The organism is Bradyrhizobium hipponense, assembly GCF_008123965.1.
Taxonomy (GTDB): Bacteria; Pseudomonadota; Alphaproteobacteria; order Rhizobiales; family Xanthobacteraceae; genus Bradyrhizobium; species Bradyrhizobium hipponense.
This window is the reverse complement of record NZ_VSTH01000092.1, coordinates 1-21,064: the sequence shown is the minus strand read 5'-3', so window position 1 is coordinate 21,064 and position 21,064 is coordinate 1. Positions and strand designations below refer to the sequence as shown.

Annotated in this window: 20 protein-coding genes; 11 read left to right on the top strand and 9 right to left on the bottom strand. The window is 64.3% G+C overall.

Annotation, left to right across the window (positions count from 1 at the left end; translation table 11 throughout):
* The first annotated feature begins 8 nt into the window (after positions 1–8).
* The 3 genes from FXV83_RS25895 (at position 9) to FXV83_RS25885 (ending at position 3,644) form a co-directional block, all read left to right on the top strand.
* Positions 9–1,181 (top strand): M20 aminoacylase family protein, encoded by a 1,173-nt coding sequence (locus tag FXV83_RS25895; RefSeq protein ID WP_148742445.1) that lies wholly within the window; start codon positions 9–11, stop codon positions 1,179–1,181.
* Positions 1,174–2,595, top strand: coding sequence for an amidase (locus tag FXV83_RS25890; protein ID WP_148742444.1), 1,422 nt, complete (start codon positions 1,174–1,176; stop codon positions 2,593–2,595). Before FXV83_RS25895 ends, FXV83_RS25890 begins: the two co-directional genes overlap by 8 nt.
* A gap of 158 nt (positions 2,596–2,753) precedes the next feature.
* Positions 2,754–3,644: a crotonase/enoyl-CoA hydratase family protein gene (locus tag FXV83_RS25885; RefSeq protein WP_148742443.1), complete on the top strand. Its 891-nt coding sequence runs from the start codon at positions 2,754–2,756 to the stop codon at positions 3,642–3,644.
* A gap of 105 nt (positions 3,645–3,749) precedes the next feature.
* On the opposite strand, the gene FXV83_RS25880 is transcribed toward FXV83_RS25885, so the two are convergent.
* Together FXV83_RS25880 and FXV83_RS25875 are read right to left on the bottom strand one after the other, a co-directional pair.
* Positions 3,750–4,727, bottom strand: coding sequence for an NADPH:quinone oxidoreductase family protein (locus FXV83_RS25880; protein ID WP_148742442.1), 978 nt, complete (start codon positions 4,725–4,727; stop codon positions 3,750–3,752).
* A complete protein-coding gene (locus FXV83_RS25875) occupies positions 4,727–5,335 on the bottom strand; it encodes a 2-hydroxychromene-2-carboxylate isomerase (RefSeq protein WP_148742441.1) in 609 nt (202 codons plus the stop codon). The genes FXV83_RS25880 and FXV83_RS25875 overlap by 1 nt, the downstream gene beginning before the upstream one ends.
* Positions 5,336–5,537: 202 nt before the next feature.
* On the opposite strand from FXV83_RS25875, the gene FXV83_RS25870 reads away from it, so the two are divergent.
* Positions 5,538–6,560, top strand: a complete 1,023-nt coding sequence (locus FXV83_RS25870) for a methionine synthase (protein WP_148742440.1) — start codon at positions 5,538–5,540, stop codon at positions 6,558–6,560.
* Positions 6,561–6,576: 16 nt separating this feature from the next.
* On the opposite strand, the gene FXV83_RS25865 is transcribed toward FXV83_RS25870, so the two are convergent.
* From FXV83_RS25865 to FXV83_RS25855, 3 genes are all read right to left on the bottom strand, one after another.
* A complete protein-coding gene (locus tag FXV83_RS25865; RefSeq protein ID WP_148742439.1) occupies positions 6,577–7,194 on the bottom strand; it encodes a hypothetical protein in 618 nt (205 codons plus the stop codon).
* A gap of 99 nt (positions 7,195–7,293) precedes the next feature.
* Positions 7,294–7,821: a xanthine phosphoribosyltransferase gene (gene gpt / locus FXV83_RS25860; RefSeq protein WP_148742438.1), complete on the bottom strand. Its 528-nt coding sequence runs from the start codon at positions 7,819–7,821 to the stop codon at positions 7,294–7,296.
* Positions 7,822–7,947: 126 nt separating this feature from the next.
* Positions 7,948–8,685, bottom strand: coding sequence for a competence/damage-inducible protein A (locus tag FXV83_RS25855; RefSeq protein WP_148742437.1), 738 nt, complete (start codon positions 8,683–8,685; stop codon positions 7,948–7,950).
* A gap of 282 nt (positions 8,686–8,967) precedes the next feature.
* Here FXV83_RS25855 and FXV83_RS25850 point away from each other — a divergent pair, with 282 nt between their 5' ends.
* From FXV83_RS25850 to FXV83_RS25830, 5 genes are all read left to right on the top strand, one after another.
* On the top strand, positions 8,968–10,386 hold the full coding sequence (locus FXV83_RS25850) for a circularly permuted type 2 ATP-grasp protein (RefSeq protein ID WP_148742436.1): 1,419 nt from the start codon (positions 8,968–8,970) through the stop codon (positions 10,384–10,386).
* Positions 10,387–10,390: 4 nt separating this feature from the next.
* Positions 10,391–11,335 (top strand): alpha-E domain-containing protein, encoded by a 945-nt coding sequence (locus FXV83_RS25845; RefSeq protein WP_148742435.1) that lies wholly within the window; start codon positions 10,391–10,393, stop codon positions 11,333–11,335.
* Positions 11,336–11,504: 169 nt separating this feature from the next.
* Entirely contained in the window at positions 11,505–12,353 is an 849-nt protein-coding gene (locus FXV83_RS25840; RefSeq protein ID WP_148742434.1) for a transglutaminase family protein, read from the top strand.
* A gap of 206 nt (positions 12,354–12,559) precedes the next feature.
* On the top strand, positions 12,560–13,318 hold the full coding sequence (locus FXV83_RS25835; protein WP_148742433.1) for a proteasome-type protease: 759 nt from the start codon (positions 12,560–12,562) through the stop codon (positions 13,316–13,318).
* Between the two features lie 26 nt (positions 13,319–13,344).
* Entirely contained in the window at positions 13,345–14,103 is a 759-nt protein-coding gene (locus FXV83_RS25830; protein ID WP_148742432.1) for an SDR family oxidoreductase, read from the top strand.
* 128 nt (positions 14,104–14,231) lie between these two features.
* On the opposite strand, the gene FXV83_RS25825 is transcribed toward FXV83_RS25830, so the two are convergent.
* Entirely contained in the window at positions 14,232–15,470 is a 1,239-nt protein-coding gene (locus FXV83_RS25825; RefSeq protein ID WP_148742463.1) for an MFS transporter, read from the bottom strand.
* 159 nt (positions 15,471–15,629) lie between these two features.
* On the opposite strand from FXV83_RS25825, the gene FXV83_RS25820 reads away from it, so the two are divergent.
* Entirely contained in the window at positions 15,630–16,880 is a 1,251-nt protein-coding gene (locus tag FXV83_RS25820) for a NupC/NupG family nucleoside CNT transporter (protein WP_148742431.1), read from the top strand.
* Positions 16,881–16,967: 87 nt separating this feature from the next.
* Here the strand turns inward: FXV83_RS25820 and FXV83_RS25815 are convergent, their stop codons facing one another.
* On the bottom strand, positions 16,968–18,038 hold the full coding sequence (locus tag FXV83_RS25815) for a threonine aldolase family protein (RefSeq protein WP_148742430.1): 1,071 nt from the start codon (positions 18,036–18,038) through the stop codon (positions 16,968–16,970).
* Between the two features lie 27 nt (positions 18,039–18,065).
* Positions 18,066–18,986 (bottom strand): amino acid ABC transporter substrate-binding protein, encoded by a 921-nt coding sequence (locus FXV83_RS25810; protein ID WP_210250757.1) that lies wholly within the window; start codon positions 18,984–18,986, stop codon positions 18,066–18,068.
* A gap of 156 nt (positions 18,987–19,142) precedes the next feature.
* Here FXV83_RS25810 and FXV83_RS25805 point away from each other — a divergent pair, with 156 nt between their 5' ends.
* Positions 19,143–20,063 carry a LysR substrate-binding domain-containing protein gene (locus FXV83_RS25805; RefSeq protein WP_148742429.1) on the top strand — a complete coding sequence of 307 codons (921 nt, stop codon included), beginning with the start codon at positions 19,143–19,145 and terminating at the stop codon, positions 20,061–20,063.
* 324 nt (positions 20,064–20,387) lie between these two features.
* Here the strand turns inward: FXV83_RS25805 and FXV83_RS25800 are convergent, their stop codons facing one another.
* Positions 20,388–20,933 carry a cupin domain-containing protein gene (locus tag FXV83_RS25800; RefSeq protein ID WP_148742428.1) on the bottom strand — a complete coding sequence of 182 codons (546 nt, stop codon included), beginning with the start codon at positions 20,931–20,933 and terminating at the stop codon, positions 20,388–20,390.
* Positions 20,934–21,064 lie beyond the last annotated feature (131 nt).

Genomic DNA, 21,064 nt, shown 5'->3' with positions numbered 1-21,064 from the left:
CAGAACACATGCCCACGATCGACCGTATCGACGGCTACGCCGACGAACTCACCGCCATTCGCCGCGACCTCCACGCCCATCCGGAAATCGGCTTCGAGGAGGTGCGCACCTCCGGCATCGTCGCCGACAAGCTGACGAGCTGGGGCATCGAGGTGCATCGCGGGCTCGGCGGCACCGGCGTGATCGGTGTCATCAAGGGCAAGGGTTCGGGCGGCAAGCGCATCGGGCTTCGCGCCGACATGGACGCGCTGCCGATGGAAGAGAACACCAATCTGCGCTGGCGCTCGACCATTCCCGGCCGCTTCCACGGCTGCGGCCATGACGGCCACACCACCATGCTGCTCGGCACCGCGCGCTATCTCGCCGAGACCAAAAACTTTGACGGCACCGTGCATCTGATCTTCCAGCCGGCCGAGGAAGGCCTCGGCGGCGCCCGCGCGATGATCAAAGACGGGCTGTTCGAGAGGTTCCCCTGCGACGAGCTCTATGGCCTGCACAACGCGCCGGACCTCAACCTCGGCGAGATCGCGATCCTGCCCGGCCCGGCAATGGCCGGCGCCGACTTCTTCGACCTCCGTATCACCGGCTATGGCGCGCATGGCGCGATGCCCGAGCGCTCCAAGGATGCGGTGATCATCGCGACCACGCTGGCGCAGGCGATCCAGACCATCGTCAGTCGCAACGTCGAGCCGCTGCAATCCGCCGTCATCTCGATCACCCAGATCCATGCGGGCTCCGCGTATAACGTGATCCCCGGCGAAGCGCATCTCTGCGGCACCATCCGCACCTTCTCGAACGAAGTCCGCGCCATGATCAGCGAGCGCATCCGCACGATCTGTGCCGGTATCGCAAGCGCCTTCCAATGCGAGATCGAAGCCGATATTCGCGACACTTTCGGCGTGCTGGTCAACCAGGTCGAGCAGTCCAAGGTGGTCGAGGCCGCCGCGCGCACCGTCGTCGATCCCGCCAAGGTGATCACCCGCACCCAGCCGAAGATGGGCAGCGAGGATTTCGCCGACATGCTGCAAACCATTCCCGGCGCCTATTTCTGGGTCGGCCATGACGGCTCAGTGCCGGTGCATAATCCCGGCTATGTGCTCGACGACAAGATCCTGCCGATCGGCGCCAGCGTGTTCGCTCGCATCATCGAGACCCGTATGCCGGTAGGTGCCCATGCATAAAAAGGGGGTCGAAGAGGCGGTCACCCCGCTGCACGATCTCTCCGCGGTCGATCTGATCGCGGGCTATCGCGCAAAGCAGTTCTCGCCGAGCGAGGTGCTGGAGGACGTGCTCGAGCACGTCGCCGCGTGGGAGCCGCACCTCAAGGCGCTTTATGCGTTCGACCCCGACGCCGCACGCGAGGCCGCAAAGGCCTCGACTGCGCGCTGGACCGGCGGCGAGCCGTCCGGCCCGCTCGACGGCGTGCCGGTCACGATCAAGGACAACATCGCGACCAAGGGCGTGCCGGTGCCGCTGGGCGCGGCCAGCGTCAAGCTCGTGCCGGCCGAGAAGGATGCACCGCCCGCCGCGCGCCTGCGCGAGGCCGGCGCGATCATCTTCGCCAAAACCACCATGCCCGACTACGGCATGCTGTCGTCCGGCCTCTCCAGTTTCCACGCGCTCGCGCGCAACCCCTGGAACCTCGCCAAGAATCCCGGCGGCTCCAGCGCTGGTGCAGGTGCTGCCGCTGCTGCCGGGTATGGTCCGCTGCATCTCGGCACCGACATCGGCGGCTCGGTGCGCCTGCCCGCCGGCTGGTGCGGCCTGGTCGGACTGAAGCCGAGTTTTGGGCGCGTGCCGATCGAACCGGCCTATGTCGGCCGCGTCGCCGGACCCATGACCCGCACCGTCGACGATTGCGCGCTGATGATGAGCGTGATCGCAAAGCCCGACCGGCGCGACGGCATGAGCCTGCCCGCCGAGCCGCTCAACTGGAAGGGGCTGGAGAAGTCTCCGCGCAAATTGCGCATCGGGCTGATGCTCGATCCCGGCGTCGGCCAGCCGCTGGAGAAGCCGGTGCGCGACGTCGCGGTGAAGGCGGCGAAAGCGTTCGAATCCGCCGGCGCCGTGATCACCGAAGTCGACGGCATCCTCACGCGCGAGATGCTCGACGGCCTCGACAATTTCTGGCGCGCGCGGATGTGGGATGATCTGTCGAAGCTGACGCCCGCCGAGCAGGCCAAGGTGCTGCCCTACATCTTCAAATGGGGGCAATCCGGCGCAAAGCTGTCCGGCGTCGACGTGATCCGCGGCTTCAACCAGACCATGGCGATCCGCGCCGCAGCGTCAAAACTGTTCTGCGAGCTCGACTATGTGATCTCGCCGACCGCACCAAACGTGAACTATCCGGCGGAGTGGGCATCGCCGACCAACGATCCCATGAAGCCGTTCGAGCACATCGCCTATACCGTGCCGTGGAATATGTCGGAGAACCCGGCGATCTCCATCAACGGCGGCTACGACGCCAAGGGTTTTCCGATCGGCGTGCAGATCGTCGGCCGCCGTTTCGACGATATCGGCGTGCTCGGCATAGCCAAGGCGTTCGAAGGCCTGCGCGGCCCGCAGCGGCCGTGGCCGAGCCCGCCGGCGAAATAGCTGAACGCCCGTCATTCCGGGGCGCGCCTTCTTGGGCGCGAGCCCGGAATCCATTCATCGACCATACGAGCTACGCAATGGATTCCGGGCTCGCGCTTCGCGCGCCCCGGAATGACGTGATAGAGATGGCAACAAGAAACAAGCGGAAGGAAACCACCATGGCGTATGAGACGATCAAATACGAGGTCGCCGAGCAGATCCTCACCATCACGCTGAACCGGCCCGACAAGCTCAACGCCTTCAACGCGCGGATGCAGGCCGAGCTGATCGACGCGTTCGATGCCGCCGACAAGGACGATAACGTCCGCGCCATCATCGTCACGGGTGCCGGCCGCGGCTTTTGCGCGGGCGCCGACCTTTCCTCCGGCGCCGACACGTTTGATCGCGACGCACGCCGCGGGCCGGTGAAACGCTTCGCCGACGGCAAGGTTGATTACAGCGATCCGCAGGTGCGCGACGGCGGCGGCCAGGTGACGCTGCGCATCTTCAAATGCCTCAAGCCCGTGATTGCCGCGGTGAACGGCCCCGCCGTTGGTATCGGCGTCACCATGCAGCTGGCGATGGATATCCGCATTGCGTCCGAGGCCGCACGCTTCGGCTTCGTGTTCTCCCAGCGCGGCATCGTGCCGGAGGCCGCCTCGAGCTGGTTCCTGCCGCGCATCGTCGGCATCTCGCAGGCGCTGGAATGGTGCTATTCCGGCCGCGTCTTCCCGGCGCAGGAAGCCCTCGCCGGCCGCCTCGTCAGCAGGGTCGTGCCGCCGGATGATCTCTTGCCCACCGCACGCGCGCTCGCCAGGGAATTTTGCGCAAAGACCGCGCCGGTATCGGTGGCGCTGATCCGCCAGATGATGTGGCGCATGATGGGCGCGGACGATCCGATGGAAGCCCACAAGGTCGACAGCCGCGGCATCTACGCCCGCGGCCGCTCCGATGATGTCAAGGAAGGCGTGGTGTCGTTCCTGGAGAAGCGCCCCGCCCAGTTCAAGAACAAGGTGTCCAGCGATATGCCGGACTATTTCCCGTGGTGGAACGAGCGGGAGTACAAGTGAGGCGTCGTAGGGTGGGCAAAGCGAAGCGTGCCCACCATTCCGGCTTCGCCCGTCGATAGATGGTGGGCACGGCGCAAGGGCGCCTTTGCCCACCCTACAGCACCGTCATTCCATCACCAGCGCGACCCGCCCGATCGCCTTGCGGTCGATCAGCAGCCGCATCGCCTTGGCGCAATCCTTAAGCGGCAGGCGATGCGAGACGTTGGGGCGCAGCTTGCCCTCCTCCGCCCACTTCAGCAGCGCCTTCAGGCGCACCTCGCCAAGCGCCGGATTTTTCCGCACGGCTTCGCCGGCACGCACGCCGAGCACGCTTGCGCCCTTGATCAGCAGCAGATTTGTCCTGGCCGAGCCGATGCCGCCGGTGAAGCCAATCACCAGCAGCCGCGCGCCCCACGCAATGCAACGCATCGAGTCCTCGAACACCTCGCCGCCGACGGGATCGAACACGACGTCGGCGCCGCGGCCATCGGTGATGCGCTTGACGGCATCGCGAAACGACTCGCGGTCGTAACGCACGAGATGATCGGCGCCGCGCGCCTTGGCAATGGCGAGCTTCTCGTCGCTGGAGGCAGTTGCGATCACGGTCGCGCCCAGCATCTTGCCGATCTCGACAGCGGCAAGGCCGACGCCGCCGCCGGCGCCGTGCACCAGCAACACCTCGCCGGGCTCAACCCGGCCGCGGTCGATCAGCGCGTGATAGGCGGTGCCGTGGCCGGCGAGGTAAGTTGCAGCTTCCGCATAATTGAACGTCGACGGCATCGGCGTCATCTGCGACGGCGTCACCACCGCTTCTTCGGTGAACGCGCCGTGACGCATTTTCACGATGACCTTGTCGCCGACCGCAATGCCCGTCGCCTGCGCGCCAATTTCGGTCACGTCACCCGCGGCCTCCATGCCAGGCGTGAACGGCAGATCGGGCTTGAGCTGATAATCGCCCGCCGCCATCAGGACGTCTGGAAAATTCAACCCGGCGGCGCGGATCGCCACGCGCACCTCGCCCGGCCTCAGCGGCCGCGACGGAAACTCCTCCAGCCGCAATGTCTCAGGCGCGCCGAGTTCGCGGCAGACGACCGCCCGAACCATCAGGCCGCACTCGCCTTGCGGCGCAGCAGCGCCTCGCGGATCAGCGGCAAGCGGTCGTTGCCGAAATACATGTCGGTCTTGCCGACGAAGATCGTCGGCGATCCGAACCCGCCGCGCGCAACGACCTCCTCGGTGTTGGCCTTGAGCTGGTCCTTGATCGCCTGCTCCGAAATGCCGGCGAAGAATTTCTGCTCGTCAATTCCGACCTTCCTGCAGATCTCGGCGAGCACCGCGTCCTGCGAGATATCCTTGTCCTGGCCCCAATAGGCCTCGAACAATGCGGTCGCGAACGGTACCATGTCTTTCCCGAGCCAGATGCAGCCGCGCATCGCCTTGACGCTGTTCACCGGGAACACCGTCGGCGGCATCTTGATCGATAGGCCCGCTAAACGTGCCCAGTCCTCAAGATCCTTCTTCATGTAGCGTGCCTTCAACGGCACCGGCGTCTCGCGCTGCGCATAGACGCTCGGATTGACGGTGTTGAAGATGCCGCCCACCAGGATCGGCCGCCAAATGATCTCTCCGCCGAACTCCTTTGCCATAGGTTGGATGTTGTGGAAGGCGAGATAGGTCCAGGGGCTGGAACAGTCGAAGAAGAATTCGATCATGGTGTTTCCTTGTGTTTGTTCCGCTCTCCCCTCGTCTTGCGAGCGCAGCGAAGCAATCCAGGCTGCCACCGCGGAAAGATTCTGGATTGCTTCGCTGCGCTCGCAATGACGAGTATGGGAGGAAGCCACCTTTCTTGTTCTGTACCTCGACGTTAAGACATGGCAGGAAGGGACGCAATCACAACCCGCCGGGAGGGCCGCCATGCTGTTTCCAACCACGATCGCCGGCTCCTTGCCGAAACCGGAATGGCTCGCCGAGCCCAACATGCTCTGGGCGCCCTGGAAGTCGCAAGGCGAGGAGCTTTCTCGCGCCAAGCGCGACGCGACGCTGATCTGGCTGAAGCTCCAGGAGGACGCCGGCATCGACATCGTCACCGAGGGCGAGCAGGCCCGGCAGCATTTCGTGCACGGCTTCCTCGAGAAGGTCGAGGGCATCGATTTCGCCCACAAGGTCGAAATGGGCATCCGCAAGGACCGCTACAAGGCGATGGTGCCGCAAGTGGTCGCGCCGCTCCGCCTCAAGGGCCGCGTCCATGCCGACGAGGCACGCGTCGCACGCACGCACACCAAGAAGAAGCTGAAATTCACCCTGCCCGGCCCGATGACCATCATCGACACCATCGCGGACCGCTACTATGACAATCGCGTCAAGATGGCGTTCGCTTTCGCCGAGCTCCTGAACGAGGAGGCCAAGGCGTTGCAGGCCGATGGCGTCGACCTCGTGCAATTCGACGAGCCCGCCTTCAACGTCTACATGGACGAGGTCAACGATTGGGGCATCAAGGCGCTGGAGCGCGCGGCGCAAGGCCTCACCTGCGCTACGGCCGTGCACATCTGCTACGGCTACGGCATCAAGGCAAATACCGACTGGAAGGAGACGCTCGGCGCGCAGTGGCGGCAGTATGAGCAGATCTTTCCGGCCATCGATGCAAGCCCGATCCAGCAGGTCGCGATCGAGTGCCGCAATTCGAAGGTGCCGCTCGATCTGCTCGCGCTACTCAACAACAAGATCGTACAGGCCGGCGTGATCGACGTCGCCAGCGATACGGTCGAGAGCGCCGATGACGTGGTGCAGGTGATCGATGCGGTGTCGAAATTCGTTCCCAAGAGCAACATCATCGCCACCACCAATTGCGGCATGGCGCCGATGCGGCGGGAGGTCGCCGAAGCCAAGCTGATGGCGCTCGGCGCCGGCGCCGCGCTGGCGCGCGAGAAGCTGGGGTGATTGCCGAGTCGCTGCGCTAGGGCAGCGCCGTCGGATGCAACACTGGCGAGTAGCCGGAGTTCAATGTCCGCAGCGTCGAGGGCGGTGTCAGCAGAGCTGCTTCGCCAAGCTGGCGCTCGACCGCGGAATAGCCCGCCGGCGACCACAACAGCGCTCTGCCCTGCGTCACCAGAAAGCTCTCCGTGCCCTGCTGAACCATCGCACCATCGGGGAGCTGGTCGAGCGGTACCAGCAGTGCGTGCAGTCGTTTCCTGCCGCGATCGAGCCGCTCGTGATGCAGCACCGTGTCGATATCGTGCATGCGGACATCATGCACGCGGTTGCCTTGCTCCCACGCGGCCCGGAATCGGTTGGCTTCGTCCCGGCGGCAATAGAAGCAGGGACGATGCCCGGCGGCGAACGCAGTGGCCTCGTCGAGGAAGAATAGCTCAGTCCAGCTTCGCTGCGCCATCACCTCGCGGCGGCGGCCGCGGAACTCGCAGGCACAGGTGAGCCAGGCCGGCGACGACCAGCGCTTGCTGAGCAGCGTCTTGGTCGCGGGATCATGGATGATGCCGCGATTGCCGGTGAACATCCCGCGATGCGGCGTGGCGATGATGTCGCCGGTAGGCGTGACGCGGTTTTGCAGGGGCATGGGTGCCTCCGCGTCATTGCGAGCGAAGCGAAGCAATCCAGAAATGCATCCACGGAAGTAGACTGGATCGCTTCGCTTCGCTCGCAATGACAGCGATGATCACGCCGCGCCGTCGCGGAGCGGCGGGAGGTAGGAGAGCGCGGTGTCCCAGGGGAAGAAGATCCAGGTGTCCTGCGAAACTTCGGTGATGAAGGTATCGACCAGCGGGCGTCCCTTCGGCTTGGCGTAGACCGTGGCGAAATGCGCATCGGGCAGCATTTCGCGCACCAGCTTGCCGGTCTTGCCGGTGTCGACGAGATCGTCGACGATGAGAAGTCCCTTGCCGGTGCCGCCGCCAAGCTTCATCGCCGCGTCGGATATGCCCTTGAGGACCTGAAGGTCGCCTTGCTTGGTGTGGTCGTAGCTGGCGATGCAGACGGTATCGATCACGCGCACGCCGAGCTCGCGCGCCACGATCGCGGCCGGCACCAGGCCGCCGCGGGTGATCGCGATCACCGCGTGAAACGGACCGACCTCGTTGAGCCGCCAGGTCAGCGCCCGGCAATCCCGGTGGAATTGGTCCCACGAGACCGGAAAGGCCTTGCCTGCCCGCTCCTGCGCGCTCAGTTCCGGTGTTTCACCGCCCATCGTCCTCTCCTGCCAATCATCGTCCAGCAGCTTTCCTGCCCAAGCATGATCCGGAAAAGTGCGTAGCGGTTTTCCGACAAGATCATGCTCAAATAAAGAGCTAAAGCGCACGGCAAGCCGGGCGCTTTAGCGGGTGACGTTCAATCCCGCGAGCATTTCCTTTACCGCCGCCATCGCCGCCGCGAGCTTATCCGCATCGCGCGAGCGCACGACCAAATTGGTGTTCGGCTTGGAGTCCTCGTCCATGAAGGGATAGCTGCCGATGATGGTGTCGGGGTGTTCGGCGGCGATCGCCCGCAGCGGGCCGCCGATATCGCCCTCCCGCGCGTTGGCGCGGACCGATTCGGAGAGCATCCGGACACCAGACTTCAGCTTGGGCGAGACGATGTCCATCATGGCCTGCATGATCGACGGCACGCCCGCCATCACGATGACATTGCCGATCTTGAAACCGGGGGCGAGGATGGTCGCGCTCTGGATCAGCTCGGCGCCCTCGGGGATGCGGGCCATGCGCAGCCGGGCCTCGTTGAGGTCCTGCTCGCTCCAGCGCTCGCGGAAACGCGCGACCACCTCGGGATGGTGGTCGATGCCGACGCCGAACGCCTTGGCGACGCTGTCGGCGGTGATGTCGTCATGGGTCGGCCCGATGCCGCCGGTGGTGAAGACATAGGTGTAGCGATGCCGCAGCGCATTCAAGGCGGCGATGATGTCGTCCTCGTCGTCGGAGACGACCCGGACTTCCTTGAGGTCGATGCCGATATTGGTCAGGTATTCGGCGATGAAGCCGATATTCTTGTCCTTGGTCCGGCCCGACAGGATTTCATCCCCGATGACCAGAATGCCCGCCGTGACGATCTCGCTCATGCCTTAAGTCCCTCACCTGTCGGGCCGAATTTGCCGGGGTAACGCGTTGAAGTCACGCGGTTTTGCTGCCGAAATAAGCAGTCCTCAGCCATTTTTTCAGGCAAACTTTCGGCCGTCCTCGCCAAATGCCGTCAGTCCATTGCATATCGCGCTGGCCCGGCCCTTGCTACCACCTAGGGAAGTCATGCACTCTTGCCGCATGGCCACAGGACGTTGCGGTCTTCACCGAGGCCAACGACCTGAGCATTGGGCCGCAACGCCTGGGGAAAACAGTCGGGATCTATGGCAGTCGCCTTTGATGAAATGAACATTCCCGGTGGGGACCTTCGCCCCGCCTACCAGGAGCTGGCGCGCTGGCTCAAGGAGACACCTCCTGAGGCGCTCGAATATCGCCGTCAGGAGGCCGAGCTCCTGTTCCGCCGGATCGGCATCACCTTCGCCGTCTATGGCGAGGCCGAGTCGACCGAGCGCCTGATCCCGTTCGACGTGATTCCGCGGATCATGTCCGGCAAGGAATGGGCGCTGCTGGAGAAGGGCCTGAAACAGCGCGTGCGCGCGCTCAACATGTTCCTGCGCGACATCTATCACGGCCGCGATATCCTGCGGGCCGAGGTCGTGCCCGACGATCTGATCTTCCAGAACCCAGTGTTCCGTCCCGAGATGAACGGCCAGCAGGTGCCGCACGACGTCTACGTGCACATCGCCGGCATCGACATCGTCCGGATCGACGCCGAGGACTTCATCGTGCTGGAGGACAACGCACGCACGCCGTCCGGCGTGTCTTACATGCTGGAAAACCGCGAGATCATGATGCGGCTGTTTCCGGACCTGTTCGCCCGCCACAGAGTGGCGCCGGTGGAGCGCTATCCGGACGAGTTGCTCTCCGCCCTGCGCTCGGTGGCGCCGCAAGGAGCCTCGGGCGAGCCGACGGTCGCCCTGCTCACGCCCGGCGTCTACAACTCTGCCTATTACGAGCACTCCTTCCTCGCCGACAAGCTCGGTATCGAGCTTGTCGAGGGGCGCGACCTCATCATCAAGAACAACGAAGTGTTCATGCGGACGACCGAGGGGCTGAAACGGGTCGACGTGATCTACCGCCGCGTCGACGACGATTTCATCGACCCCCTCACCTTCCGCCCCGACTCCGTGCTCGGTGTCCCTGGCCTGATGTCCGCCTATGCCGCCGGCAACATCACGCTCGCCAACGCCGTCGGCACCGGCATCGCCGACGACAAGGCGATCTACTCCTACATGCCGGACATCGTAAAATTCTATCTCGGCGAGGAGCCGATCCTGAAGAACGTGCCGACCTGGCGCTGCCGCGAGCCGAAGGATCTGGCTTACGTGCTGGACAATCTCGGCGAACTCGTCGTGAAGGAAGTGCACGGCTCCGGCGGTTACGGCATGCTGATCGGACCCGCCGCCACCAAGGCGACCATCGAAGCCTTCCGCGAAAAGCTCAAGCGCGAGCCGGAAGGTTTCATCGCCCAGCCGACGCTGGCGCTCTCGACCTGCCCGACCTGCACGGCAAGCGGCCTCGCGCCGCGCCATGTCGATCTGCGGCCCTTCGTGCTCACCGGCAGCAAGAGCACCACCATCGTGCCGGGCGGGCTCACCCGCGTGGCGCTGAAGGAAGGCTCCCTGGTGGTGAATTCGAGCCAGGGCGGCGGCACCAAAGACACCTGGATCCTGGACGAGTAGAGAGATGCTGTCGCGCACCGCCGAAAACCTCTACTGGCTCGCCCGCTACGTCGAACGGGCCGAGTATCTTGCACGCACCATCGATGCGACGCTGCGCGTCACCGCGCTTCCGGCTGCCTATATCGGCAAGACCAATGAATGGGACTCGGCGCTGCTGACCGCCGGGGTCGCAGCGAGCTTCTATCAGACCTACGAGGAAGCCAACGAGCACAATGTCGTCGACTATCTCTCGTTCTCGGCGAGCAATCCCTCCTCGATCCGGAATTGCATCGAGGCGGCGCGGCTGAACTCGCGCTCGGTGCGCACGGCGCTGACCAGCGAGATGTGGGACACCATCAACTCGGCCTGGATCGAATTGCAGGAAGTCTGGAGCAAGGGCACCTCGACACGCGAGGAGCTGGCAAAATTCCTGCGCTTCGTTCAGGAGACTTCGCTGCGCTTTGATGGCTCGGCCTACCGGACCATGCTGCGCAACGACGCCTACTGGTTCTCGCGCCTCGGCCTCCATCTCGAACGCGCCGACAACACCGCGCGTATTCTCGACGTGAAGTATCACGTGCTGCTGCCCGAGGAGGAGCACGTCGGTGGCCCGCTCGACTTCTATCAGTGGAGCTCGATCCTGCGCTCGGTCTCGGCGCTGACCGCCTATCACTGGGTCTATCGCGAGACGCTGAAACCCTGGCTGATCGCGGATCTCTTGATCCTCAACGACACGCTGCCGCGGTCGCTGGCAAGCTGCTACGGCAATCTGGTGCGCAATCTCGACCAGATCGGCGTCGCTTATGGCCGCCAGGGCCCGGCCCAGCGCCATGCCCGCGGCATCCGCAACCGGCTCGAGCACAGCAATATGAACGATATTTTCCAGCATGGCGTGCATGAATTCATTCAGGAATTCATCGCCGACAATTCCAGGCTGGGCGAAATCGTCACGAAGCAGTATTTGATCTGATGTCCCCCGGCTGACGAAATGGGATATCGTCATGGCCGGGCTTGTCCCGGCCATCCACGTTCTTGCTTCCACGCGTCGAGGAAGAGCGTGGATGCCTGGGACACGCCCGGGCATGACGAGTTCCTTCGCGGTAGGCAGTCGGGCCTAACCACTAGCTGCACGGTCCACCATGCGCCTGCGAATCCTGCACACAACAACCTATCGCTACGAGCCGCCCGTCACCGGCGTGATCCAGATCCTGCGCATGACGCCGGGCAGCCATGACGGGCAGTACGTGGCGGAATGGCAGATCGACGTCTCGACGGATACCAAACTCGACACCCATGAGGACGCGTTCGGCAACGTCACTCATGTCCTGTCCTGCGGACCCGTCGGCGACATCAAGATCACCGCCGAGGGCCTGATCGAGACCCACGATACCGGCGGCGTGCTGCGCGGCGCCGACGAGCGCTTTCCGGCGGGCATGTTCCTGCGCACGACTGAACTCACCGAGGTCAATCCGGCGATGGCGGCAGTGGCGCGGCAGTTGCGCAGCGAGGCCGAGAGCGACACGCTCGGTTTCCTGCACACGCTGATGACCCAGATCGGCGAGCACATGACCTTCGACGAGGACCCGACCAACAGCGGCACGTCGGCAGCCGAAGCGTTCACGCTCAAGCGCGGCGTCTGCCAGGACTACGCGCACATCTTCATCGCCTGCGCCCGCACCGCCGGCGTGCCGGCGCGCTTCGTCTCCGGCCACTTCTTGCGGTCCGACGGCACGGTCAACCAGGAGGCGGGGCACGCCTGGGCGGAAGCCTTCGTGCCTGATTTGGGGTGGGTCGGTTTCGATCCCGCCAATAGCATCTGCACCACGGACGCCCATGTCCGCGTCGCGATCGGACTGGATTATTTGGGCGCAGCGCCGGTGCGCGGCACCCGCTATGGCGGCGGCACGGAGACGCTGACGGTCGCGGTCAAGGTCGAGCAGGCCGGCCGCGGCGGCCAATCGCAGTCTCAATCGCAGTGGCAGAGCTAACTGTCATTCCGGGGCGTGCTTAGCGCGAACTATGATGCGCAATCGCGCATTTGAGAATCCATCTACCCGCCGGCACTGTGGCCCGATGGATTCCGGGTTCGCGCTACGCGCGCCCCGGAATGACACCCCCCGGGGAATTGGGGTTGGACCAGCCCCTTGAAATTGGCTAGTAATTCCGCGCAAACGCTCGCGTTCGGGGATTGGAAATGACCTATTGTTGCGGAATCCTGGTTCGGGACGGGCTCGTAATGATCGCCGACACGCGCACCAATGCCGGCCTCGACAACGTCTCGACTTTCCGCAAGCTCCACATCTTCTCCAAGCCCGGCGAGCGCATCATGGCGATCGCCAGCGCCGGCAACCTCGCCATCAGCCAGTCGGTGCTCTCCACGCTCACCGAAGGCCTCGAAGATCCCGACACGGGCGACATCGAGACGCTGATGAACGCGCCGACCATGTTCCAGGCGGCCCAGCGCATCGGGCGGGCGATCCGGGCGGTGCATGCGACCGAAGGCCCGGCGCTGAAATCCGAGGACGTCTCCTTCGACGTCTCCTTCCTGTTCGGCGGCCAGATCAAGGGCGCGCGGATGCGCCTGTTCATGGTCTATACCGCCGGCAATTTCATCGAGTGCACCACCGACACGCCATACCTGCAGATCGGCGAGCACAAATACGGCAAGCCGGTGCTCGACCGCGCCATGCATTACGACGTCGAGCTCTACGAGGCGCTGAAGACCGGGCTGATCTCGATGGACTCGACCATGCGCTCGAATCTCGGCGTCGGCCTGCCGATCGACGTGCTGGTGGTGCGCAGCGATGCCTGCGAGGCCGATCTCAACCATCGCATCGAAGCGGGCGAGCCCTACTTCCACGATCTACGCTCGCGCTGGTCGGCGGCGTTGCGCGCGGCGCACCAGAACATCCCGCGGCCGCCCTACAAGAACGAAAAAGAACCCAAAACCTGACAGCATAAGAGAAAAGGCAGGAAACGATGAGCGAAGCAAACAAGATCGCAGTGGTGACGGGCGCCGGCACCGGAGTCGGGCGCGCGGCAGCACTGGCGCTGATGAACGCCGGCTTCACCGTGGTGCTCACGGGGCGCCGGCTGGACAAGCTCGAGGAGACTGCAAAGCTCGGCCCCGAAGGAAAGAGCCTTTGCGTCTCCGCCGACATGACCGATCCCGGCTCGATCGCTGCGCTGTTCGCCAAGGTGGCGCAGACCTATGGCCGGCTGGATGTGCTCTTCAACAATGCCGGCATGGGCGCGCCGCCGGTGAATTTCGAGGATCTGAGCCTCGAGCAGTGGCAGGCGGTGGTGAACACCAACCTGACCGGCCCGTTCCTGTGCACCCAGCACGCCTTCCGCATCATGAAGGACCAGACCCCGCGCGGCGGCCGCATCATCAACAACGGCTCGATCTCGGCGCACGCGCCGCGGCCGTTCTCGGCAGCCTACACCTCGACCAAGCACGCCATCACGGGCCTCACCAGGGCCTCCAACCTTGACGGGCGCATGTATGACATCGCGGTCGGCCAAGTCGACATCGGCAATGCGGCCACGCCGATGACCGACCGCATGGTCGCCGGCCCCGGCGTGATGCAGGCCGACGGCACCATGAAGCACGAGCCGCGGATGGACGCCAAGGCGGTCGGCGATGCCGTCGCCTACATGGCCGGCCTGCCGCTGGACGCCAACGTGCTGTTCATGACGGTGATGGCAACCAAGATGCCGTTCGTGGGACGGGGCTAGATAAAAACGCGGCGCCTCCACAATCGTCATTGCGAGCGCAGCGAAGCAATCCAGAATCTTGCCGCGGAGACAGTCTGGATTGCTTCGTCGCAAGAGCTCCTCGCAATGACGGCGGAGAGTGCGTAGCCCTATTCCAAACTCTCCACCTGCCGCAGGCTCGGAAACAGCTTCATCCAGAGCAGCGCCACCGCGACGGTAGCGACGCCGCCGAGCACGGCGGCGGGCATGGCGCCGAGCAGCGCGGCCGCGACCCCGCTTTCGAACTGGCCGAGCTGGTTCGAGGCGTTGATGAAGAGGAAGTTGACCGCACCGACGCGGCCGCGCATCTCGTCGGGTGTCGAGAGCTGCACCAGCGAGAAACGGATCACGACGCTGATCGTATCGGCGGCACCGAGGATGGCGAGCGAGAGCACCGACAGCCACATCCAGGACGACAGCGCGAACACGATTGTGGCAATCCCGAACACGATCACGGCCTGGAACATGCGCAGTCCGATATGCCGCGAAATGGCGTGACGCGCCAGCACCATGGTCATCGCCAGCGCGCCGACGGCCGGCGCAGCGCGCAGGATGCCGAGCCCCATCGGGCCGGTCTGGAGGATGTCGCGGGCATAGATCGGCAACAGCGCGGTGACGCCGCCGAACAGCACCGCGAACAAATCGAGCGAGATGATGCCGAGGATCGCCCGATTGCCGCGGATGAAGCGAACGCCGGCAAAGATATTGTCCGCGTCCACCATACCCTTGGCGACGGCCTGCGGGCGCGGCCGGATGAAACCGGTCAGGATCATCCCAACAATCCAGAACAGCACCATCGCGGCGTAGGCCAGATGCGGCGCGACCGCATAAGCGATGCCGCCGAGCGCCGGCCCGGTGATGGTCGCAACCTGCGCCGCGCCGCTCGCGACGGCTGTTGCGCGCTGGAGCGAGCCTTGCGGCGCGATCAGCGGCAGCAGCGCCGCGGTGGTCGGGCTTTCGAAAGCGCCGGCAATGCCGAGCACGAAGCTCGCTCCGAAAATCTGCACCTCGCCGACCGCGCCCAGATAGGTGGTGACGGCGAGATAGAGCGCGGTTGCGGCATTCGCGAGCTGGCAGAGCTGGACGACGCGCTTGCGCTCATAGCGGTCAGCGGCATGGCCGGCGACGAACACCAGCAGCGCGGTGGGCAGGAACTGCACCAGGCCAACCATGCCGAGGTCGAAGGCCGAGCCGGTGAGCTCGTAGATCTGCCAGCCGATCGCGACCGCCGCGATCTGGCTGGAAAAGCGCGACAGGTTGCGCGAAAGCAGGAAGAACAGGAAGGCGCGGTGGGCGAGGAGCACGCGGGCGCTGACCGGCGGATTCGCTGAAACTGGCTGCTCTGGCATTGCCTCGTTGGTCACGCGCGGACCATCCGCCTCCTGATGTCAATGCGCCCCGCGTGGCCGAGACGGGGCTGCTTGTCAACAGCGGGACGTTTCCCTGCTTTCCCGGCATTGCGTTTGCAACGCACGCGCGGCCATAATCATTGAGGGTTTGGGGACATCATGCTGCGCCTGCAATCGGCACTCGGCATTTTCGCATTGCTACTGATCGCCTGGGCGCTGGCGGAGAATCGCCGCAAGGTCTCGGCCCGTCAGGCCGCGATCGGTCTTGTCGTCACCTTCGTCACCGCGTTCGTCCTGTTGAAGCTGCCCGTCGTCGCGCATGCCTTCGGTGCCATCAACGATGCGGTCGGCGCGATCTCGGCGGCCTCGCGCGCCGGCTCCTCCTTCGTGTTCGGCTATATCGGCGGCGGCCCCCTGCCGTTCGATCTGAAGACGCCGGGCGCCGATTTCATCCTGGCGTTCCAGGCGCTGCCGATCGTGCTGGTGATGAGCGTGCTGACAACGCTGCTGTTCTACTGGCGGGTGCTGCCGCCGGTCGTGCGCGGAATGGCCTGGCTGCTCGAACGCACGCTCGGGGTCGGCGGCGCTGTGGGTCTATCGACCGCCGCCAACATCTTTCTCGGCATGGTCGAGGCCCCGCTGTTCATCCGGCCATATCTGGCGCAGATGACGCGCAGCGAGCTGTTCCTGGTGATGACCGGCGGCATGGCCGGCATCGCCGGCACGGTGCTGGTGCTCTATGCGACGCTGCTGGCGCCGCTGATTCCAGATGCCGCCGCGCATTTCGTCATCGCCTCGGTGCTGGGCGCGCCGGCTGCAATCCTCGTCAGCCTGATCATGGTGCCGGAAACCTCAGACAAGCGTACCGGCGGCGCGTTGGAAGATCCCGAAATGAACGTCTCCAGCACGATGGATGCGATCGTGAAAGGGACCAGCGCAGGAATCGAGCTGCTGATCAACATCGTCGCCATGCTGCTGGTGCTGGTGGCGCTGGTCTATCTCGTCAATGCCATCCTCGGCCTGCTGCCGAATATTGGTGGCGCTGCGATCTCGCTGCAGCGTCTGCTTGGCCTCGTGATGGCGCCGGTGTGCTGGCTGATGGGATTGCCCTGGGATCAGGCGGTGACGGCCGGCAGCCTGATGGGCACCAAGACCGTGCTCAACGAACTGATCGCCTATGTCGACCTGTCGAAACTCGGACCGGACACGCTCGATGCGCGCTCGCGGCTGATCATGCTCTATGCGATGTGCGGCTTCGCCAATTTCGCCAGCCTCGGCATCATGATCGGCGGCTTAGGGGTGATGGCGCCGGAACGGCGCGAGGAAATCAACGCGCTCGGGCTGAAGTCGATCGTGTCGGGCACGCTGACGACGTGTCTGATGGGGGCGATCGTGGGGGTGCTCAGCTAGTGCGCAGCCGCGGTCCTTCCAGGGGCGCGGGTAGTGTGTCGCGACGGTTGGGAAACCGCTTTCGGTTCGTTCACATCGGCGGATGCTCTAAGCCAAAACTCCAGCCACGGTGCGAAATGCGGCGACAGCGCGATCGATATCGGCATCATCGATATGGCGATGGGTCACACAGCGCAAGCGATTCCGACCCCAAGGCCTCGCCCTCAGGCCCGCCTTCTCAAGCGCCCCCGACCACGCGGCGCTGTCGCGCCCGGAGAGCGAGACATCGACCTGCACGATATTCGTCTGCGGGATTGTCGCGCTGAGCTTTGGATTGATCGCGTTCAGCGCATCACTCAAGCTTCGCGCACGCCGGTGGTCCTCGCCCAGACGCGCACCCATGACCTGAACCGCCTCCAGGCCGGCGGCAGCCAGGATGCCGATCTGGCGCTGCGTGCCTCCCAGCATGCGGCGAAACCTGCGGCTCCGGTCGATCACGACGCGCGGCCCGGCGAGCACAGCACCGGCGGGTGCGCTCAGGCCTTTCGACAGACACAGAGAGACCGTGTCGCAATATCTCGCAACCTCGGCCGGCGCTGTTTCAAGGGCGACCGCGGCGTTGAAGAGCCGCGCGCCATCGAGATGCACCGGGACGCCGCGAGCCGAGGCCATGGCGTGCACCGCCTGCATATGCTCCAGCGGCAGCACGGCGCCGCTTGCGTTGTTGTGCGAGGTTTCCATCGCGACAAGGGCGGTCCTGAGCTTGAGCCCTTCGCCCTGCAAGGCGTCTTCCAGCAAATTCAGGTCCATCGCGCCGTCGCTACCGGCAATGGCGAGGTAGAACTGCCCTGTAAACGTCGCCGCCCCCCGTTCGGAGATGTACATATGGGCATTCGCTTCCAGCACGATCTGCTCGCCGCGCTGCGACTGCGCCAGCGTCGCCAACAGATTGGCCATGGTGCAGCTCGGCACAAACAGGCCGGTGTCCTTGCCCAACGCCGCAGCTGCGACGGCCTCCAGCTCCTGCACCGTGGGGTCACCGTCCAGCCCGTCATCACCGAGCGGCGCCGAGGCCATGCGGGCATACATTGCTTCGGTCGGCTTGGTGATCGTATCGCTGCGCAGGTCGATGGGCAGCAACTCTGCGCCCGCCGAGTTCGTCTCGTGTTGATGTGCCATTGCCGGACCTCTACTGCACTTGGCGTGTCATTCGTAGACTGCCGGGTCGCCGGAATCGGTCGGGTTGGCCAGCGCGCGCTTGAGGGCGGCGCCCATCGGAAATTTCAGGTTGAGACCGTGCGGCGGGATTGGTGAATTGAAGTATTTGTCGTAGAGCGCCGCAATCTGTCCGCTCTTCATCAGGTCGATCACGGCCTCGTCGACCATCTTCTTGAAAGCAGGATCATCCTTGGGTTCGACGATGCCGTAGGGCGCCATCTCGAGACTCCTGCTGCCGATCAGGAAGTCATCCGGCGTCCTGGCCGAGGCGACCGTGGCATAGGCGAGACCGTCATCGTTGGCTGTGCCGGCCACCCGGCCCGTCGACACCAGCAAGAAGGTCTCGGCGGTGTCCTTGGCCGGCACGACCGTGATGCCAAGATTGTTCCTGGCATTGATCTGCGTAATTACCTTGAAAGTCTGGCCGCCGGCTTGGGCGGCAATGGCCTTGCCGCGAAACGAAGCCGGGTCGTTAACATCGACCCCGCCATCCTTGCGCGCGACGAGGACGACCTGCGCGACGAAGGTGGTGGGCGCAAAGGCGACGAGCTTATGCCGCTCGACATTGTTGGTCGTGTTGCCGCATTCGAGGTCGATCGTCCCGTTGGCGAGCAGCTGAATACGTGTCGCCGAGGTTATGGGGTTATAGCGAATCTCGAGCTTGGGGAGCTTGAGGGCCGTCTTGATCGCCTGCACCACCCGTTCACAGATTTCCACAGTATAGCCGACCGGCTTCTGGTTGCCGTCGAGATAGGCGAAGGGCACCGAGGTCTCGGGATATCCCAATGTGATCGAGCCGTTCTCGCGGATCTTGTCCAGCCTGCTCGCGCCCTGGGCCATGGCCTCGCCGGAAAGAAGACCTGCAGCGACGGTCGCCGCGGCGAGTGCCTTGATCGTCGTCGCTTTCATGTCGTCCCCTTTTTCTTCGCGAATGTCCGTGACGCCGTCCGCGCTGCGTGAGCAACGACAGGACAGCTCCGTGCGAACAGCTTCATGCTCTGGACTATCGTCCAAAAGCCCGATCTGATGAAATTCCAGTTTCACACTCCCCTATACGGATTTGATATGGCCACCAGACGCATGGGCTTGAAGCATGTGGAGGCTTTTCGGGCGGTCTTCGTGACGGGATCGATGACGCAGGCGGCTCAGCGCATGCATACCTCGCAACCCCAGATCAGCCGCCTGATCGGACAGTTGGAGGCGATCACGCAATTCCCGCTGTTCGACCGCAGTGGCGGCCGTCTCCGTCCCACCGTGGACGGATCGCGCTTTTTCCAGGAGGTCGAGAAGACTTTCATTGGCCTGGCGGGACTGGAGGCCAGCGCAGCCAGCATCCGCTCGTTCGGCATGGGTCGGCTAAGCGTTGCGGCGATGCCGCGCTTGGCCGGCGGCCTGCTGACGCGCATCGCGGCGCGCTTCAAGGTTGATTATCCGCATGTGATGATCTCGATCCGATCCGGCACGGCGAGCGCCGTGCACGACTGGGTCAATTCCGGGCTTTGCGACACCGGGCTCGCGATGCTCTACGGCGAGGTTGCGGGAGTGCATGTCGAGCCGGTGCTCAAGACCCGTTGCGTCGCGATCATGCCGAAGGCGCATTGTCTTGCGCAGAAGAAGACGCTGCGCCCTGCCGATTTCGCCAATGAGGCCTTCATCTCCTTCGCCACGGGGAGTCCGCTCCACGATCGCATCGATACGATCTTCACGCAGGCCGGCGTCACGCGCCGCGTCGTTGCCGAGACCGATCTGGGCGCATCCGTTTGTGCCCTGGTCGCCGCGGGTCTCGGCATCAGCATTATCAACCCGATTGCCGCGCATGACGAGAGCTCTGGCGCGGCCCTGATTGCGCGCCCCTTCAACCCTGCTGTTCCCGTCACGATCGCGCTGCTCTATCCGCCCTATGCCGCGCGCGGCCGGTTGATCGATGTCTTTGGCGAATATGCGCGCAAGGTCATGAGCGAAGAACTGGGCTATCTTGAGCGATAGTCGGCCGATCCGGCAATGCCGTGAGATCGCCGCGAGGAGATCAACGCGCTCGGGCTGAAGTCGATCGTGTCGGGCACGCTGACGACGTGTCTGATGGGGGCGATCGTGGGGGTGTTGGCGTAGGCACCCGTAGCCCGGATGGAGCGAAGCGCAATCCGGGAAGACCGCCTGCAACGGACGCACTGTCCCGGATTTCGCTGCGCTCCATCCGGGCTACAAGTAACTCGTCATTGCGAGCGAAGCGAAGCAATCCAGAAATGTATCCGCGGAAGCAGTCTGGATTGCTTCGTCGCTAAGGGCTCCTCGCAATGACGACGGAAAGACTTACGCCGTTAGCTCCACCGTCTTGAACTCCGCCGGCAAAATCACCTCTAGCAGTTCGACATCATCCGAATAATCCAAAATCATGTGCTTGATCTTCGGCGGCTGGGTCCAGGCGCTGCCTTCTTTCATCAGCGTCTCGCCCTGGCCGTCCATGTAGGTCTTCACCCAGCCCTTGAGCACGTAGACCATCTGGAAGTCGACGTCGTGGAAGTGCAGCTTTGAGACTTCGGCCGGATTGCACGGGCCCTGCAGGCGGATCACGTGCGCCCGCGCCAGCCCATGCGTCGCGTCGGCAATGCCGAGGTCGCGATATTTGGCGTACGTGCGCAGGCCGTCGGCCTTGAAGTCTTCCTCGCGGTGATGGCTGATCGCGATGCGCTGCTTGCGCCGCGCGGTTTTCTTCGGTGAGACGGTGCGAGCCTTTGCCTTCACCGCTTTGCGTGCCGATGATCGCGCCGCGGCCTTGGTGCCACTCCGCTTCTTCACCGCGGCCTGTGCCGCGCTGCGCGATTTTGCCTTCTTGGCCGATTTTGCCTTCTTGGCCATGGGCCGCCTCCCGTTGTTGTTATGCGGAGAGGCTAGCACAGAAACGAGTTTGGTAGGGTGGGTTAGCCGAAGGCGTAACCCACCTCTTTCGCGTCCGCGAAGACAAACAGCGGTGGGTTACGCTTCGCTAA